The organism is Ruania alkalisoli, from assembly GCF_014960965.1.
GTDB lineage: Bacteria > Actinomycetota > Actinomycetes > Actinomycetales > Beutenbergiaceae > Ruania > Ruania alkalisoli.
The window spans coordinates 3,863,585-3,880,253 of record NZ_CP063169.1; the positions used below are offsets into that span (position 1 = coordinate 3,863,585).

12 protein-coding genes are annotated in these 16,669 nt (G+C 67.9%); 6 read left to right on the top strand and 6 right to left on the bottom strand.

The genetic code is table 11. From position 1 onward, the window contains the following. Positions 1 to 2 precede the first annotated feature (2 nt). The 3 genes from IM660_RS17265 to IM660_RS17275 are packed head-to-tail and all read left to right on the top strand — an operon-like array spanning position 3 to position 2,697. Entirely contained in the window at positions 3 to 962 is a 960-nt protein-coding gene (locus IM660_RS17265) for a carbohydrate ABC transporter permease (protein ID WP_193497009.1), read from the top strand. Continuing rightward, positions 959 to 1,816, top strand: coding sequence for a carbohydrate ABC transporter permease (locus IM660_RS17270; RefSeq protein WP_246465015.1), 858 nt, complete (start codon positions 959 to 961; stop codon positions 1,814 to 1,816). Before IM660_RS17265 ends, IM660_RS17270 begins: the two co-directional genes overlap by 4 nt. Continuing rightward, on the top strand, positions 1,813 to 2,697 hold the full coding sequence (locus IM660_RS17275; protein WP_193497010.1) for an N-acetylmuramic acid 6-phosphate etherase: 885 nt from the start codon (positions 1,813 to 1,815) through the stop codon (positions 2,695 to 2,697). The genes IM660_RS17270 and IM660_RS17275 overlap by 4 nt, the downstream gene beginning before the upstream one ends. Here IM660_RS17275 and IM660_RS17280 read toward each other — a convergent pair. Together IM660_RS17280 and IM660_RS17285 are read right to left on the bottom strand one after the other, a co-directional pair. Next, positions 2,690 to 4,891 carry an alpha-N-acetylglucosaminidase gene (locus IM660_RS17280; RefSeq protein ID WP_193497011.1) on the bottom strand — a complete coding sequence of 734 codons (2,202 nt, stop codon included), beginning with the start codon at positions 4,889 to 4,891 and terminating at the stop codon, positions 2,690 to 2,692. The genes IM660_RS17275 and IM660_RS17280 overlap by 8 nt on opposite strands. Further along, a complete protein-coding gene (locus IM660_RS17285; protein ID WP_210769012.1) occupies positions 4,888 to 6,255 on the bottom strand; it encodes a Gfo/Idh/MocA family protein in 1,368 nt (455 codons plus the stop codon). The genes IM660_RS17280 and IM660_RS17285 overlap by 4 nt, the downstream gene beginning before the upstream one ends. Before the next feature lie 129 nt (positions 6,256 to 6,384). Between IM660_RS17285 and IM660_RS17290 the strand changes: the two genes are divergently transcribed. Continuing rightward, positions 6,385 to 7,410, top strand: a complete 1,026-nt coding sequence (locus IM660_RS17290) for an Lrp/AsnC family transcriptional regulator (protein ID WP_193497013.1) — start codon at positions 6,385 to 6,387, stop codon at positions 7,408 to 7,410. 68 nt (positions 7,411 to 7,478) lie between these two features. On the opposite strand, the gene IM660_RS17295 is transcribed toward IM660_RS17290, so the two are convergent. The 3 genes from IM660_RS17295 to IM660_RS17305 all read right to left on the bottom strand — a co-directional run bounded on the left by IM660_RS17295 (position 7,479) and on the right by IM660_RS17305 (position 11,353). Then, positions 7,479 to 8,663 (bottom strand): glycoside hydrolase 5 family protein, encoded by a 1,185-nt coding sequence (locus IM660_RS17295; RefSeq protein ID WP_193497014.1) that lies wholly within the window; start codon positions 8,661 to 8,663, stop codon positions 7,479 to 7,481. 100 nt (positions 8,664 to 8,763) lie between these two features. Then, positions 8,764 to 10,359 (bottom strand): FAD-dependent oxidoreductase, encoded by a 1,596-nt coding sequence (locus IM660_RS17300; RefSeq protein WP_193499497.1) that lies wholly within the window; start codon positions 10,357 to 10,359, stop codon positions 8,764 to 8,766. Between the two features lies 1 nt (position 10,360). Then, on the bottom strand, positions 10,361 to 11,353 hold the full coding sequence (locus IM660_RS17305; protein WP_193497015.1) for a LacI family DNA-binding transcriptional regulator: 993 nt from the start codon (positions 11,351 to 11,353) through the stop codon (positions 10,361 to 10,363). A 269-nt stretch (positions 11,354 to 11,622) separates the two neighbouring features. On the opposite strand from IM660_RS17305, the gene IM660_RS17310 reads away from it, so the two are divergent. Further along, the gene (locus IM660_RS17310) at positions 11,623 to 12,633 is read left to right on the top strand and encodes a GDSL-type esterase/lipase family protein (RefSeq protein ID WP_193497016.1); all 1,011 of its coding nucleotides are present in this window, start codon (positions 11,623 to 11,625) and stop codon (positions 12,631 to 12,633) included. 187 nt (positions 12,634 to 12,820) lie between these two features. Here IM660_RS17310 and IM660_RS17315 read toward each other — a convergent pair whose 3' ends face one another. Further along, positions 12,821 to 15,151, bottom strand: coding sequence for an NHL repeat-containing protein (locus IM660_RS17315; RefSeq protein ID WP_193497017.1), 2,331 nt, complete (start codon positions 15,149 to 15,151; stop codon positions 12,821 to 12,823). Positions 15,152 to 15,464: 313 nt separating this feature from the next. Here IM660_RS17315 and IM660_RS17320 point away from each other — a divergent pair, with 313 nt between their 5' ends. Next, the gene (locus IM660_RS17320) at positions 15,465 to 16,655 is read left to right on the top strand and encodes an ROK family protein (RefSeq protein ID WP_193497018.1); all 1,191 of its coding nucleotides are present in this window, start codon (positions 15,465 to 15,467) and stop codon (positions 16,653 to 16,655) included. Positions 16,656 to 16,669: the final 14 nt, after the last annotated feature.

Genomic DNA, 16,669 nt, shown 5'->3' on the forward strand with positions numbered 1-16,669 from the left:
AGATGTCTGACGCCCGCTCGACGAGGGTGGCGCGGGGGTCCCGGCTCAGCCGGGGCCAACGCGCCAATCTCCATGGATACCTGCTCTCAGCACCGTCCTACCTGACCATCACCCTGGTCATTCTCATCCCGTTCTGCGCCGTAGTGGTGTTCGCGTTCGCAGAGTTCCGGCTGATCGACGTTTCTCAGATGAGCCTGGGCACGATCGACTGGTCGCTGGCGAACATGTCCGGTGCCCTGCAGTCCGGCCGGTTCTGGAGCTCGCTCGGGACCACCGTGGCCTACGCGGTTTTCACCACGATCGGTGTGATCGCCGGCGGCGTCATCGTGGCGCTGGCGATGCGCAAACCGTTCCGCGGTCAGCACGTGGTCAGGGCGCTCTTCCTCGTGCCGTACGTACTGCCGGTGATCGCCGCGGCCACGATCTGGCGCACCATGCTCAATCCCCAGTACGGGATCATCAATGCGTTCGGCACATCCGTGCTCGGGTGGGAAGCGCCGATCGCGTTCCTGACCACGCGGTCGGCGGAGATCGGCGGCCTGTCGATCCCGGTGGCCTTGACGATGGTGATCCTGTTCGAGATCTGGAAGTCGGCGCCGTTCACCTTCCTGTTCGTCACGGCCCGCTTGCAGAACGTCCCAGCGGAGCTGGAGGACGCTGCGGCGATCGACGGCGCCAACGCCCGTCAACGGCTCACTCACATCGTGCTGCCACAACTTCGGACCGTGGTGATGGTGCTCGTCCTGCTCCGATTCATCTGGTCGTTCCAGAACTTCAACGACATCTACCTGCTCACCCAGGGCGCCGGCGGTACCGAGGTGATGGCCGTGCAGGTGTTCAAGCAGCTCACGGTGCGCGCTGACGTCGGCAGTGCCGCGGCATACGGCCTGTGCATGACGGCGATCCTGGCCGTGTTCGGGATCGCGTGGGCGTTGACCAACCGGCGGAAGGAGGCGCTGTGAGCGCGGCACGAGAGCCAACCTCCATCCGGGCGCTGCGGGCCACGATCATCGTCGGTGCCATGGTGCTCACCTGCGGGCCGGTGCTGTACGGCGTGCTGCTGTCCCTGCGCCCGTTCGCCGCGGCGCTGAACGACCCGCTCAGCATCGTGCCGACCCTGGACGAGATCAGCTTCGACGCCTACGTGCAAGCCATGCGATCGACCGCCGACGGCGGCTACGGTCTGGGCGGATTCCTGCTCAACTCCCTGATCCTGGCCGCCGGGACGGTGCTCGCCTCGATCCTTGCGAGCATCCTGGGCGCCTACGCCACCGCCCGGATCCACTTCTCCGGACGCAGCGTGGGCAACACCATCATCGTGGCCGTCTACATGTTCCCCGGCATCGTGCTGGCGGTGCCGCTGTTCGTGCTGCTCAGCCGTGCCGGACTCACCTCGAGCCTGGTCGGGCTGGTCATCGTCTATGTCGCCCTGACCGTGCCGGTATCGCTGTACATGCTGCGCAACTACTTCATCGCTCTGCCCGCCAGCATCGAGGATGCCGCCATGATCGACGGGTGCTCCCTGCTGGGCGTGATCTGGCGGATCGTCCTGCCGATCGCCCTCCCCGGGATCGCGGCCACAGCGATGTACATCTTCATGATCGCGTGGAACGAGTACCTGTACGCCCTGCTGTTCCTCGTTCAGGCGCGCGACCTGTGGACCGCACCGCTGGGTATCGCCCAGCTGACCGAGTTCGACACCCCGGTGACGATCCTGCTCGCCGGGTCGATCGTGGTGACGATCCCGGTGGTGCTGCTGTTCGTCCTCGCCCAGCGGCTGCTGATCAGCGGGCTGGCAGCGGGAGCAGAGAAGTGAGGCATCCCGACTCCACCGAGGACCGCCACCCGGGCACTGCCGACATCGACACCTGGGAACCTCAGGCAGCGATCGAAGCGATCCTGACCGAGGACCTGGCCGGAGTGCGCGCCGCCATAGCTGTCTCCGGCGAGCTCGCCTCTCTGGTGGAGCAGGCCCACGCGCGAACCCGGGCAGGGGGCCGCATCCACTACTTCGGCGTCGGCACCTCAGGACGTCTGGCATTCCTGGACGCCACCGAGTCCCGGCCCACGTTCGGCGTGCAGGGCCTGTTCACTGCCCACTTCCCCGGTGGCCCCGATGCCCTGCTGGACTCCTCGATCGACCGGGAGGACGCCGAAGCTGCTGGGGCGGAGGACGCCGGGGCTCTCACCTCCGGTGACGTCGCGATCGGCGTGACCGCCTCGGGCGGCACTGCCTATGTCCGCGGTGCCCTCGCCGAGGCACGCCATCGCGGCGCGTACACGGCGCTGATCGCCCACCGCGCCGGCGCCTCGCTCAGCAACAGCGTGGACCTTGCGATCGAGGCAGCAACCGGTCCCGAGGCCCTCACCGGTTCCACCCGGTTGAAGGCCGGCACCGCCACCAAGGTGCTGATCAACGCCTTCTCCACAGCGCTGATGATGCGCTCGGGGCGCACCTGGTCCAACCTCATGGTGCAAATGGTTGCCACCAACTCCAAGCTGGACGAACGAGCCGTGCGGATCCTGGCCATGGCCACGTCTCGCCCGAGCGAGGAGTGCGGAAAGGTTCTCGCCGCCTGCGAGGGCGAGCTCCCGGTCGCGCTGACGGCGATGCTCTCCGGAGCGACCCCGGAGGCGAGCCGCCGCGCCCTGGCCGCGGGCGGCGGGGTTCGCGACGCCGTTCAGTGCCTCAGCTAGCGTCGCGGTACCTGGCCAGCAGTTCGGTCGCGATGGTGGTCAGGTCCCCGCTGGGCTCCGTCGGCCCGATGGTCACCTGGTCCGCCCAGGACTCCTCGAATCCCACGACGGCGTCCCGCAGCTCGGTCAGATCGCCCTGACCATCGTGGGTGGCCACCCGGGTGAGCCAGTCGATCCAGATCTGCCAGCGCGGTAGGTAGAACCCGCCGAGCAAACCGGCCCAGTGCCGTCCGGAGTAGTCGTGCAGCCCCGAGGTCTGCTCGCCCCACACCGTCAGGAGACGGCGCGCATCGCGCACCAGCGTCTGCTGCTCACCGGCGTCAGAACCCCAACGGGACGCATCGGTGAGCCAGGTGCCCAGGAGCCGCTCACGCTGAGTGCCGGCCAACCGGTCCAGGTCGGCCAACGCCCAGGTGAGAAGGCCACCGTAGTGAGCGACGCCGTCGGGATCTGCCGCCTGGGCGGCCGCCGAGAGGGCGCGGATCGTGGCACGGCTACGTTGCGCGATCAAGTGGGTGAGCGCATCCACGAGGTCGCTCGCCAGGGCCGGTGACGCACCCGTGTGGCTGGCCACCTCGAGCAGGTGGCCGGCGGACGCGGCAATCGCCGGTAGGTCCCCTTCCACGGTCGGGTCCGACTCGGCGTCGATGTTCGCCGAGATCAGCACCGGTGCGTCCGGGTCGAGGAACTCCCCCGCGCTGCGCTGGCGGGCGAAGGGCGGATCCACGTCCCACGGGCGTGCGATCAACGGGGACGGAATCGAACGGCTCGCCCCGGGCCGGTAGAGCGTGGTCACCAGCAGGTCCCACGCGCGGGTGGCCGCAGCCTTCGCCGACGGCGGAGCGTCCCGGAGGTCGTAGCGTTGCCACGCGTAGTCGCGCACCCAGGTCTCGACCTCCGGGGTGTGCCAGGTCAGGTCCGTGGCCAGCTCGTAGAAGACCGGGTTGTTCTCGATCGCCTCCATCGCGAGCCCGGTGCCGACCAGCTGGCCGACCTGGTCCTGCCCCTCCCGTGCGGCGTCGAGCACACCGCCGAGGTCACGGGTCAGGCCGTGCAGATCGCCGTGCACGGAGAACCGGCCGCCGAAGTTGTGCACCGCGGACCACAGCCACGGGGTGCTGGAGATGCCGCGGCCGTCGTTCCAGACCGGCGCGTGCTCGGCCCACAGGTCCAGCACGAGCAGTCGTCCACGGGGCACGGCACCGGTGACGGCGGCGATTCGCTCGGTGGTCCAGAACTGCCGGTGGTAGTGGAACGGCCATCCCTGCATCACCCAGATCGCGTCCGGGTCGGTCGCGGCCATCCCGGCATAGACGGCGCGGGTGTGCTCGGCGAGGCGTTCCGGCTCACTGGTCGGCGGGATGGACTCGATGAACGGGTCGGCGCTGTAGAGGTGGTCGGTCCCGAGCAGCTCGGTCTGCGCGCGGGTGACGGCATCGGCAACCCTCGCGAACCGAGGTTCGCGGGCATCGAGCAGTGCCGTGGAGAAGCCCTGCCAAGTGGTGCGCGGGGTGTCGGCACCCGCGAGGGAGTTCGGTACGTGCCCGCCGAACGCGGGCAACACAGCGCGCATGCCGAGCTCGCGCTGCCGAGCCAGGATGCGCTGAGCGAGGTCCAGGCGTTGGTCGAACCAGGTGGCGGGCACAGGTCCGCCGAAGGCGTTCGTGCAGCCCATCAGCGTCCAGGGCAGGTGGGCTGCGGAGCCGAGCCAGGTGCGCACGTCGTCCGGGTCCGCGCCCTGCTCGGTGAACGCCCGAGCCAGCACCGCCTCGTGGGCCACCATCATCAGTGGGGTGGTGATGCCGTGCAGTGCCATCCAGTCGATCTCACGCTGCCACCGCTCCCAGTCCCAGTACGGCGCGGTGTAGCCGGTGGTCACCACGTTCAGGTAGTAGCGGTGCTGGGCCGGTGTGGAGCGCCGCACCGGGGCGGCGTCGGGCCAGCCGCCGTCGACCGACAGCGGGAGCGTGCTGTCCCAGGCGACCTGAACCCCGCAGATGTCCTTGAGGTAGGCGTACAGTCCGGCGCAGGCCGCAGGCGTGTCGGTCGCTCGCACCTGGACCACGCCGGCCCGGGCGGCGTACTCGTAGCTTGGGGATTCGCCGTCCAGGTGGGCGACTTGCAGGCCCTGGGCATGGCCGAGCACCCGGTGGGCGAGTTGTTCGACCGCGTGGGCGTTGACGGGTGTGGTCATGCTGTCAGCTCCACCGTCTGCCCGGCGTGGCGGGAACGTTCGGCGGCGAAGGCGATCCGGTGGCTGCGCTCGGCATCACGGAGCTCGGTCGGCAGTGCGGCGGTCTGCCCCGACCGCCATTGCTGCACCTGCTCGACGAACTCGTGCATCAGGCCGTCGTCGCCACCGGCATGACCGTCGCTCTCCCGGCGCCCGGGGCGATCGGCCAGGTCCGGGTCCGAGGTGGGCCCGGCGGAGATCGTCCACGTCTCATCGTCCGGGAGGCCAGAGCGCCCCTGCACTTCTCGGTCCCACCGTGACCACTCGTGCACCGTGTCTCCGCGAGCGGGCAGGAACCGGCGCACCTCCAGCTCGCCGGTGTCCAGCCGCCCGCTGATCTCCCCGTGCGAACCCAGGATCCGGATCGTGCGCGTGTTGGACGCGGTGAACGCACCGATGCGCAGGGTGGCGAGCACGCCGGTACCGAAGGAGATGGTCACCACCTGGTGGTCCACCTGATTGTTGTCGCTGCGGTACACGCACCGACCGTAGGGACCGTCCTGCAGGGCGGCGAGCCGGCCGGCGTCACTGGTGTCCCTCGTGACGGCGGTGACCGGCCAGGTGTGGTGGCCGGAGAGCCGGTCGAGATAGAGGCGCGGGGCGTAGAAGGGGCAGGTATCGGCGGCGGGGCAGCCGTCCGTGCACCGCTCGGGGGCACCTTCGGGTGCGTGCTGGGGCGTGAAGTGGGTCAGTGTTCCGGAGGAGGACACCGACTCGGCTGGTTCGTCGATCAACCAGGTGAGCAGGTCCAGGTCGTGGCAGGACTTGGCCAGCAGCATCGGGCTCGACTCCTCGGCGCGGCGCCAGTTGCCGCGCACGTAGCTGTGCGCGAAGTGCCAGTAGCCGATGTCCTCGGTCTGGTCGATATGAATCAGCCTGCCGATGGTGCCCTCGTCGATGAGCCGCTTCACCGTGCGGTAGAAGTTCGTGTACCGGAGCACGTGGGCGACCCCGACGAATGCGCCGGTCTCGGTGATCGCTGCGGACATCGCGTCCAGCTGCTCCTCGGTGGGAGCGAACGGCTTCTCCACCAGCAGGGCGTAGCCCTTGCGGGCACCGGTGACCACCGGGCCGTCGCGGATCAGGTCCGGGGTCGCCACCACGAGACCGTCACTGAGCCGGTCGTGGGCCAGCAGATCGGACCAGGTGGCGAACTGCCTCTCGGCGGGGATCTGGTGGTCCTCGGCGAACTCCGCGCGACGCACCGGGTCCGGTTCGGCGACCGCCACCACGCGGGCGCGATCGGGGTAGCGCAGGCAGTAGTCGCCGTACGCCTCCGCCCCTCGATGTCCGGCGCCCACCACGCTCAATGTCACTGGAGTCATCACGCTCATCCTCGCCGTCGCCCGCCCTGCTCTGGATCCGGTCAGTACAGATGCATGCTTGATCGGGCGATGACCTGGATGCAAGAAGTGCGGTCTAGATGAACGATAGTGATATTGTTCCTAGCCATCATGGTAGAAACAGACACCCTGGAGCTGCTGGACCAGAAGGTGGTCGCAGCCCTGTTGGCTCACCCGCGATGCCGGATGAGCGCCCTGGCCGCCGCGGCTGGAACCAGTGCGCCGACCGTGTCACGCCGGCTCAACTCGTTGTTCGAGCGGAAACTGATCCGGGTGGTCAGCGTGATCGACCAGCAGCGTGCCGGTTACGGGTTCGCCGTCTTCCTCAGGTTGCGGTGCATCCCCGGTGCGAGTGCGGATGTCGCACAGGCTGTCGCGCAATGGCCGGAATCGGGCTATGTGTCAGTCGTCGGTGGCGATCTGGACTGCACGGCACAGTTGCATGTGCGGTCCACCAAGCACCTGATGGAGCTCCTCAACAGTCGCCTCACCCAAGTCCGCGGCGTGACCGGCAGCTCGACATCGAAGATCATCCGCCGCTTCTCCACACCGCACGGCTGGTCCGGAGGACTGGTACCGGAGGCGACCCTGGCCACCTTGCGTGCGGAGCGGCTCGATCACTGGTCCGAGGATCGCCCGTGCGACGCACGACCCATCGACGCGCTCGATCAGGCGCTGGTCGACCTGCTCAGCGCCGACGGGCGGCGCAGCTGGCGAGACCTCGCCGAGCACCTGCAGATCCAGCCGGCCACCGCTCGCCGGCGGGTGGAGGCGCTCATGTCCGCCGGCCTGCTGCGGCTGCGAGCCGTGGTGCAGCCCGCGGTGATCGGGCAACCTGTGGTCGCCTCCCTGTGGTTGCGTGTGACGCCGGCCCGGCTGGAGGCGGTCGGCCGGACGTTGGCCGCCCATCCGAACGTGCTGAACATCGCGGCCACGACCGGGCTGACGAACCTGAGCGGCGAGATCGCCACATCCGACGATGACGCGCTCTACACCTTCCTCACCGAGGAAGTCGGGCGACTACCTGGCGTAGCCGCCGTTGACGTCTCGGACGGCCTGCAAGTCATCAAGCGAGCATCCCTCGTCTACGACCCGGAGCATCCAGAGCGGGTGCGCTCCGAAGTCACACCGGGATAACCGGCGCTCCGCCGGAGACGCTCACTCCCGCTTCTCCACACCGGCCACTCCCACGTTGACACCTGAGGTCAGCCCGCCGGCAACGCCACCAACTGCTCGATCCCCCGACCGGCCAGGTACGCAGCGTCGTGCCGCCGCTCGGCCCGGACCAGGGCCATCGGCTCCGGCTGCTGCAACCACACGGCCATCACGTCCAGGTCTGGAATCCGGTCCGGAGGCAGCACCAGCGCGGCACGTCGCGGCTCGGGCGCCGTCGTACCCCCGGATCGCACCTGCTCGGCCAGCTCGGCAAAGACCTTCCCGATCGGCTTCAGCTCGTTGCCGACGGTCAGCAACCCCAGCTCGTACTCGAGGTTCGCGAACGCCGAGAACCGGCGGTCCACGTCGTGCGAGCACCACCAGGTGATGCCCTCCACCGACGGCGTCGCTACCGTCGCCGCCAGCAGGTCACCGGCGTAGCCGGTGGGGTCCGACACCCACTCCGGCGCCACGCCGAGCTCCTGCACCCAGACGGGTCGGACGCCGTCGGGCTGGGACGCCAGCGCTACCTGGACAAGGAAATCGGCCACGCGCAGGCTCCCCTGCTCACCGAACCGCGTGAGCGCACCGCTGAACCAGGGCCAGGCATGCACCGCGGCCATCGAGCCCGTGCTCGCGAGCAGCTCCGGGCTGGGCGAGGGCTCATCATTGATCCAGGGCCGCTGGTCCACACCGATCACCACGTGAGCACGCGGGGCATGCTCGGAGATCGTCGCGACCATGGCGGTGCACCAGGCGTCGAGTGTGGCCTCGTCGGCCGGGTTCCATGCGGTGAGTACGTTCGGCTCGTTCCCGACGTCGTAGCCCCACAGGGCCGGGTGATCGGCGGTCCGCTCGCACACGGCGGCCAGCAGGTGCTGCTGCGCGGCGATCACCCAGGGGTCGGTGAAGATGTTGCGCTGGGTCTCGGTTGCCGTGTCCAGCAGCCAGGCGGGTCGGAAGTCGAACCCGGAGAGCCACCCGTTCAGCACGGTGACGCAGACCTGCAGGTCCCGTTCGCCGGCGAGGTCGAGCAACTGCTCCAGCCGGTCGAGCATGACCGGCGAGACCCACGCCGGGTTCGGTTGGAACCAGGGCCAGATGCACTGGATCCGGATGTGGTCGACCTCGAGCGCAGCCACCGCGTCCAGGTCGCGGGCGATGCTGGTGGCGTCCCAGTCCAGCCAGCAGTAGTACCAGTGCTGGGACGGAACGTAGTTCACTCCGATGCGCATACTTCTCCTCGTTGAACTCCCCCGCCGACCGCTGACTTCCTCGGCGTCTGGGCCGTGGACGCCGAGGAAGTCAGCGGTCGCGCGCGGGGTGGGCCCGGTGTCAGTACCCTTCGACCCCGTCGGGCCAGTGCAGTTCCACCCCGTCGGCTTCGAGGGCGGCCTGGAACTCCGCGAGCCCCTCGCCCTCGGCCACCTTGTGCGGTGCGGTTCCCTGCTCCAGGCACCAGGCCGCGAGCGCACCGGCTGATTCGCCGATGTTCCACTCCACCGGGTGCAGCCGGAACGCGCCGTTGGTGATGTGGGTGGTGCCGACGTTCTTCCCGGCGGCCAGCAGGTTGCTCATCCGCTGCGGTACGAGCGTGCCGAGCGGGATCTCGAACGGTGCGCAGGCGACGTCGATGTAGTTGTCGCCGCCGGTGGAGGGGTGCAGGTCGATGCGGTACATCCCCACACCCACCGAGTCGGGGAAGGTGGCCGGTCGGGCGTGGCCGCGCACGTCCACGGAGACGTCCTGCTCGATCACGGTCCGCAGCGCCTTGATGCGGCGCGACTCGCGGATGTAGGGCGCCTGGGCGAAGCCGTCGTCGGTACCGGTGGCCTGCGGCACTAGGCGCAGCCCCGGCCAACCTGTGCCGCCGTCGGGGCGCGGGGCCTCGGTCTGCAGCCAGTAGAACATGCTCAGCGCGAAGCGCTTGGCCTGGGCGAGGTGGTGCTCCACGTCCGGCACGTCCACCACGGGCGAGTCCAGGTAGTCGATCATCGGCCAGTTCACGAGCACCTGGTCGCTCTCGTACGCCCCGGGCTCGAACAGGTCCCGGGCAATGATGCGCCGGAAGGTCCACAGCTCCTTGTCCCCGGCCGCCTGGCGCTGGTCGGCGGTCTGGTTCAGCGGGTCGTCGTTGATGTCCGGGGTGAACGTCCTGGTCACGGTGGCCAACGTCCGCGGGTCCGGCGCAGTCAGCGAGAGCATCGGCGCACCCCAATACTCCGGCTCATAGGAGCGCCAGTGGTCGTAATCCTCCGGGCGCTCGATGGTGTGGTCGCCCTCGACGTGCTCGATCACGAAGCACCAGCTGATCGCCTGCTGGTTGTGCGGCTGAGCCTGCGCCGGCGCACTCGGCTCGCCGTGCTCCGACCGGGCCTCGAAGCCGGTCACGTACTCGGTGCCGGTCAGCGGCAGCAGGTCGCCGAGCTCGGTGGCATCGAGCACATAGTCGGCCTGAACCGTCGTCTCCTCGCCGGTGCGCACGTCGGCCACGGTGACCGCCCGGACCACGTCTCCCTCGACGTCGGCGCTCACCGGACGGGTGCGCTCGAGCACCCGGATGACCCCGGAGGATCGGAACGGGGCAAGCATGCTCTCGATCACGGCAGCGGCCACACGCGGCTCGGCGCAGATGCGGCTGACCATGCCGGCGCCGGGGTTGAGGTCCTTCTTCGCCTTGGCGCCCTCGGTGAGGGGGTAGTGGTCGCGGTAGTAGTCGCGGATCCCCTCACGCAGCCGGCGGTAGGAGGCGGTGACCCCGAACTCCTCCACCCACGTGTGCTCGTCGGCGGGTACGGCCTGGCTGGTCAGCTGGCCGCCGAGCCAGGGGTACTCCTCGGTCAGCACCACGCGGCGGCCGGCTCGCGCAGCAGCCAGGGCGGCAGCCACACCGCCCATCCCACCGCCAACCACCAGGACATCTGTCTGCATGTCAGTCACTGAGTCTCTCCTCGGGCGCCGTCAGGGTGGTTCCACTCACCGTGGCGCAGGCGATGAGCGAACGGGTCTGGTTCAGGGAGTCATCGATGAGGTCGGTGAGTACGCGCACGCACTGCCGGCCGAGTTCGGTTCGTGGTGGCACGAGCCGGGTGATGCCGTCGGCACCAGGGGTGTCACCGAGCGCAATGAGGCTGATGCCCTGGCTGGCTGCCCGCTCCCGCAAAGCCACGGCCCGCACCGGGTCCTCCACCACCACGACGGTGGCACTCCCGACGGCGGCCCAATCCGCCGCAGGATCCTCACCCTGGGTGGTACGCACCCGGGCCTGCACCCCGACGGCGTCCGTCGCCTGCGCGAAGCCCTTCGCCCGGTCTTCGCCCGCCTCACCTGGCTTGGGGTCGCGCAGCAGGAGCAGGTCGCGGTGGCCGAGGGCGAGCGCCTGCTCGACCAGGGCTCGGGTGGCGTTGACATAGTCGATACCGACGTAAGGGATCCCCGGGACATCCCGTCGGCCCACGGCCACGGCCGGGTGACCGTCCCGGACCAGACGCTCCAGGTCGCCGTCGGGCATCGAACGCCCGAGCAGGAGCACGCCATCGGATAGGCGCAGGCGGCTCTTGCCCGTGAACAGGGTTCGCACTCCTTCGCGGACCGGGCCGGAGGTGAACATCAGCAGGTCGGCACCGACCTGCTCGGCCTCACTCTCGATCCCGCGCAGCAGCGGGGTGTAGAAGTCGACGTGCTCGGTGGGGAAGGCGGGTTCATAGGTGAACACGCCGAGGATCTTGTTATCGGCGCCCACGAGCCGGCGGGCGGCAGGGTCGGCCGTGTACTCCGTCTCCTCCAGCACCTGCTGCACCCGGCGGCGGGTCTCTTCGCCGATGCGGGCGGTGGGCGTGCCGTTGAGCACGAGCGACACGGTCGATTGACTCACGCCGGCACGTGCAGCGATCTCGTGCTGGGTGATGCGGGGCGGGCGGGGCACGGCGGGGCTCCTCAGACGGCGGTCTGATGGAACGATATGTGATCATACGCATTATCAGAAGGAGAGGGCCCCGTCGGTAGTTCGCTGACCCTCCCCGACCGGCCCCGCTGACCGCCTCGACCCGGCTACGCCAAGTCGCGGCAGCATTGTGCGACAGACTGACGCAACCGTGTCGCTCCGGTCAGGCGTGGACGCGTCGGCGGCAGCCCAGGCCGGTCTGGTTGGATCAGACCTGGCTGGACGAGGAACTCACAGACGAGAGGGAGCCGATGTACGAGTACGCACTGGACGACGACCGCCTGCACTGGACCGGCCTGGTGAACCTGGAGCACTCAGGCACCGATCGCTGGCAGCCGTGGCGACTTCCGGCCGATGCCGGGCTCGACTCGATGTCACCGGAACTGGCTTCGCGTGCGCGGATGGCGTCTGGGGCGTGTACCCGGCTCGTGACCGATGCGACTGTGCTGGACCTGACCATCGACTCGAGCGAGGATCAGGACGACCCCCGGCCGGTGGACATCGTGGCCGGCGGCAGCGTGATAGCGAGCGTGCTGCCTGACACCTCCGGGCACGTGCGCGCGGACCTTCCCGCTGGGTCGAAGGAGGTCGAGATCTGGTGGCCGCAGTGGGGTGAGCTGACCCTGGGCCCCATCCGCACCGACGCCCCGGTCCAGGCGACAGGGTGGCAACCGGCGCTGCGCTGGGTGACCTACGGCAGTTCGATCACCCACTGCCGCAGCGCCGACTCCCCCACCGGCACCTGGCCGGCGCTCGTCGCCCGCGCACGCAACTGGGACCTGACCTCGCTCGGATTCGGCGGCCAGTGCCACCTCGACCCGGTCGCCATCCGCACGATCCGCGACCGCCCGGCTGACCTCATCTCCCTCTGCCTGGGGATCAACATCCAGGGCGGCGGCACGTTCAATGCCCGCACCCTGGGCCCTCAGGTGGCCGGCGCCATCGAACACATCCGGGAGGGACACCCGCACACCCCGATCGCCGTGATCACGCCGATCGCCTCACCGGACCGGGAGCAGCAGCCGGGAGGGGCGGGTCTCACGCTTGCCCAGGTTCGGGAGATCGTCGGCGAGGCGGCCGCGAACGTCGTCGAGCGTGGGGATTCTGATCTCCATGTCGTCGACGGACTGAGCATCATCGGCGCCGGCGATGCTCACCTCATGCCCGACGGGCTGCACCCCGGCCCAGAGGGGTACCGGCTGATGGCGGAGCGAATCGGGCCGGTTCTGGAGGGGATTGCTGGTCAGACCACCGGCGCCTAAGTGCGACCGAGCGGTCTTCGCGAGCTGGATAGACGACCAGCTCGTGAAGACCGCCCAGCCGCCGGGAACGCCATGACGGAATGCCTCTTGAGGGCTGCCACGCATCTGTCCGTCCCGGGATCGCGACCTTCGGGCGAAAGTTGCACGACCAGCCCACAACCACTGCGACATTCGGGCTACGGAGGCATCAACGCACCTGGGCAGCAGGCAGGGCATTGGCGGCGAGCCGCAGCGCGGATCTAACCTCAGGTGAACCGACCTCATCTATCAGTGCAGACAGCCGTTCCCATGCCCGCTCCGCTGGCCGACCACTCCTGCGTTCCATCACACTAAGGTCGGCCCGTAGACGCATCGCAACAGACTGATGAACTCGACCACTATCGAGATAGTAGTCAACAAGGCTTTGCACTTCGTCGGTCGCCGATGCCACGTCGCGAACGGAAATCAGTCGCCGGTCACGCAGGGTGTATAGAATTCCATCCTCGTCTACAGCAAGGTCGGGGCGCCCGTACCATGAGTCCCCGAGATTCTCGACCAGTGGCGTCCACTCATAGTTCGCCAGACTTACGCGATACATGGCCTCCTGGGTGACGTGATACATCGTGCCATTGGCGAGGAGCAATTTCTGCGGGCCGGCACTGCCTTGACCGTGAGGCGCATCCTGCTGATGCAACACTTCGCGAGCGCTCGTATCAAAAGCGAAGAATGAGCGTACGCCGCTGACCGGCTCGTACGCGAGGCCATACAGCACGCCATCACCCGCCACCATCGACTGAATCAGCCCTCCGGAAAGATCGGGCTGCACGACCCAGTCCGGTTCCGGGCTCAGCGGATTCCACGCAGCCAGGTGTCCCGGCTGATTGGGCTCTGATCCACCTGCCTGCCGCACTCCATGAACACTCGCCACGTAGGCCATTCCATCTGAACCAACCGCAAGGGAACGCAGCGACTCCTCGTCACCAAACGGATCGAGACGCTCCTCCCACTCACCAGAGTCCGGAGCGTAGACGATCAGGGCACCACCGCCGTTGTCAGCTTCTAGTGTGACGAGGACACGTTCGTGAACGCCGTCCCACGCCACATCCCACGGCCGGTTGTACCGGTACGGACGCCCAGGAGTTGATGGGAACCCGAACTCCTGTATCGGCGACTCACCGGGAACGTGGGTCCACATGCCGCGAGCGGAATACGACGGCGCAAAGAGCGTATCCTCCAGCACGAGCATCGACTTCACCTCACCCGGAATCGCGAGGTTGGACACATTGCCAACCTCGGCTTCATGTGCGGCGACCACCTGGGTGCCACCCACGTAGACCCGGCCGTTTCCCGCTGCGATAGACATGCCGAGAACAGGGTCCGATTGAGCACCTACATCGAGAAGACTGCGACGCTCCGCGTGTCCATTCGCCACGTCGTAGGAGACGACCGTACCGTCATCCATACCCGCATAGATGACACCGGCAGCATGACCCAAACCCCATGCGAAATTGTGAGGCGACAGTTCAGCAACCTTCTCTACAGAATTCGATACTCTGGAATAGCGGTAGAGGTCGTGACCCGCAACGTACACATCGTCTTCGACCGCCATGAACTGACTGCGCGTGTTGACCACGGAGGGGCCGAGCGCAACGGTGGAGAAGTCGTCCAGCGAGAGGACCGCCATCCCTCCGAGTCCACGCAGATACAACTCTCCACCAAGGACCCCCAACCACCCGACTGTCCCCGGGTCGATCTCTGGAGGCAACGGCACCAGCGACACCTCACGAGTCGTCCGGTTGACCTGGAAGAGCCCGTCCTCACTCGCCACGAACACCAGCGTCTCAGTCGCAGCAACAGCTCGCGCCATGGTGCCGTTCGAACCGATCAGCCCAAGACTTTCAGTCGCTCCGGTCGTCGGGTCGATCTCGTACAGGCGGGCAGGTCGTCCAGTGGCGTAGAGCATCCCGTCCGGCGCAACAGCGAGGACGATGTTTCGATTCAGACCCGGCCGTGCCAGTGGCTCCGGTTTCGCACCTGGATCCGTCATATCCCAGCGAAAGATGCTGGCCTCACCGGCGGATAGCAAGTTCGGCACCGCATTCCCAGTGAACATGACGCCGTCCCTCTCCACCATCGACTTCACCATCCCGGTGGAGCCCACGTCGACGGCGTCAGTGACGCGCCCCTCACTGGTGTCATATCCAAGCACCTGAAGAGGACTGCGATTCCTAGTGCCGACGTAGAACATTCCGTCATGGGCCATACCACTGAACAGCACCAAACCCTGTACACCAACGCCGAGATCGCGCACCTCCGGCGCCTCGTTTCGCGCCCCCGGACTGCTGGACTCGTCTCGACCCAGGGCTGAGGCACTGGTGCCGACCACCCCTGTAGCACCAAGTGTCGCTACGCCACCTCCGACTTGCAGCAACGCTCGGCGGCTCAGCGCGCGCTCGCGCTGGACTCGCGGATCGACCTTCTGTTGCGAGTTTCGGCGTCCCATATGCTCCTCCTTGAGCGAGTTTTCTTCGGTCACCATCCAAACTAGTGGGAGATCCGACACCTGTCTAGACGCCATTCCTCGACAGGAGGTCGCCCGCAGAGCACTGCTACGCACAATCGAATCCCCCTTGCCACGCTTCCGACTGAGCCAGAACGCGGACAGGCAGCGCTGCGAACGGCTAACCCCACCCAACGAGCACATGACCGGATCGAAGGCGCAGAGAGGAACACCTACGAGCTCCGCCGCTACCCACCACACGGGAGGGTCGCCAGCCACGCTGGGGGGCGCATTCCGCACCGGCACTTGACCCCATATAGTCTAGTGACCAAATAAAGAGGAGGGACGCGACGTGACACGCTCGACTCTCGGTGTCAGTTGGACTCAACCGGCGAACAAGGGTTTGATTCGCCAGATCAATGAGGCCCGGGTACTGGACGTGCTCCGGGTCAACGGGCCGACGGCTCGTGCCCGGATCGCCCAGATCACCGGCCTGAGTCCCGCCACCGTCACGCAGATCACCGCCCAGTTGATCGAGCATGCCCGGATCCGGGAGGCGGACTCGGTCCGCTCCACCCGGGGCCGCCCCGCCCAGTTGCTGGAGCTGGACCGCTCGCACGTGCGAGTGATCGGAATCGACATCAGCCGCGAACATCTGGTCGCGGTGGCCATCGACCTCACCGGCGAGGTCGTGCTGCGGCGGCGAATGACACGCCGCGGGACTGACGCCCACACCGCTGTGGACGACGTCACGACCCTGATCGGAAGGCTTCGCAAGGACGTCTCCTCCCAGGAGTTGGTCGGGGTGGGGATTGCCGTCTCCGGCACGGTCGATGCCGAGCAGGGATCGGTCGTACACTCCGGACTCCTCGGCTGGGACGACGTCCCGCTCGCCCCGCTGGTGGCCGAACGCACCGGCCTCCCGGTCAAGGTTGAGCGCTACGTCGACTCACTCGCATCGGCCATCACCCTGTTCGGCGGCGATGCCGCCCAACGGATCCTGATCGTCAACGTCGCCCCGAGCATCGGGGTCTCGATCGTGCTCGGCGGCCAGATCCACCGGCAGCGGCAGGGCCGCTCCGGCCCGATCGCCCACACCAGGATCGATCTAGCGCACGACTCCGGAGCAGCGTGCCACTGTGGCAGGCGTGGCTGCATCGAGACTGTCGCCAGCCAGTGGGGAATCGAGCAGCAACTGCGCGCCGACGGCCGCGAGCTTCCTCCGCAGGACTGGGCAAGTAGTGACGACGGCGCCGTGTCGGACACTCTCGCCACCGGAGGGATCATCCTCGGCCGCGCCCTGGCCAATATTGCCAAGGCGCTCGACATCGAGCGGGTGGTGGTGGCGGCGCCTGGATCCATGCTGGGAACCTTTGCCGACCATGCCGAAGAGGCCTTCGATGCCGAGTTCGACCAGCCGGAGACCGTCGCCCCGTGGACAGTGTCGACCTCCGACGACACCGCCGCTGCACGCGGCGCGGCATGCGGGGTGCTCGGGGCGATGTTCTATGTCGACGTCAACGCGACCCAGCCCCGCGACTGAGGAAGCCGCCGCAG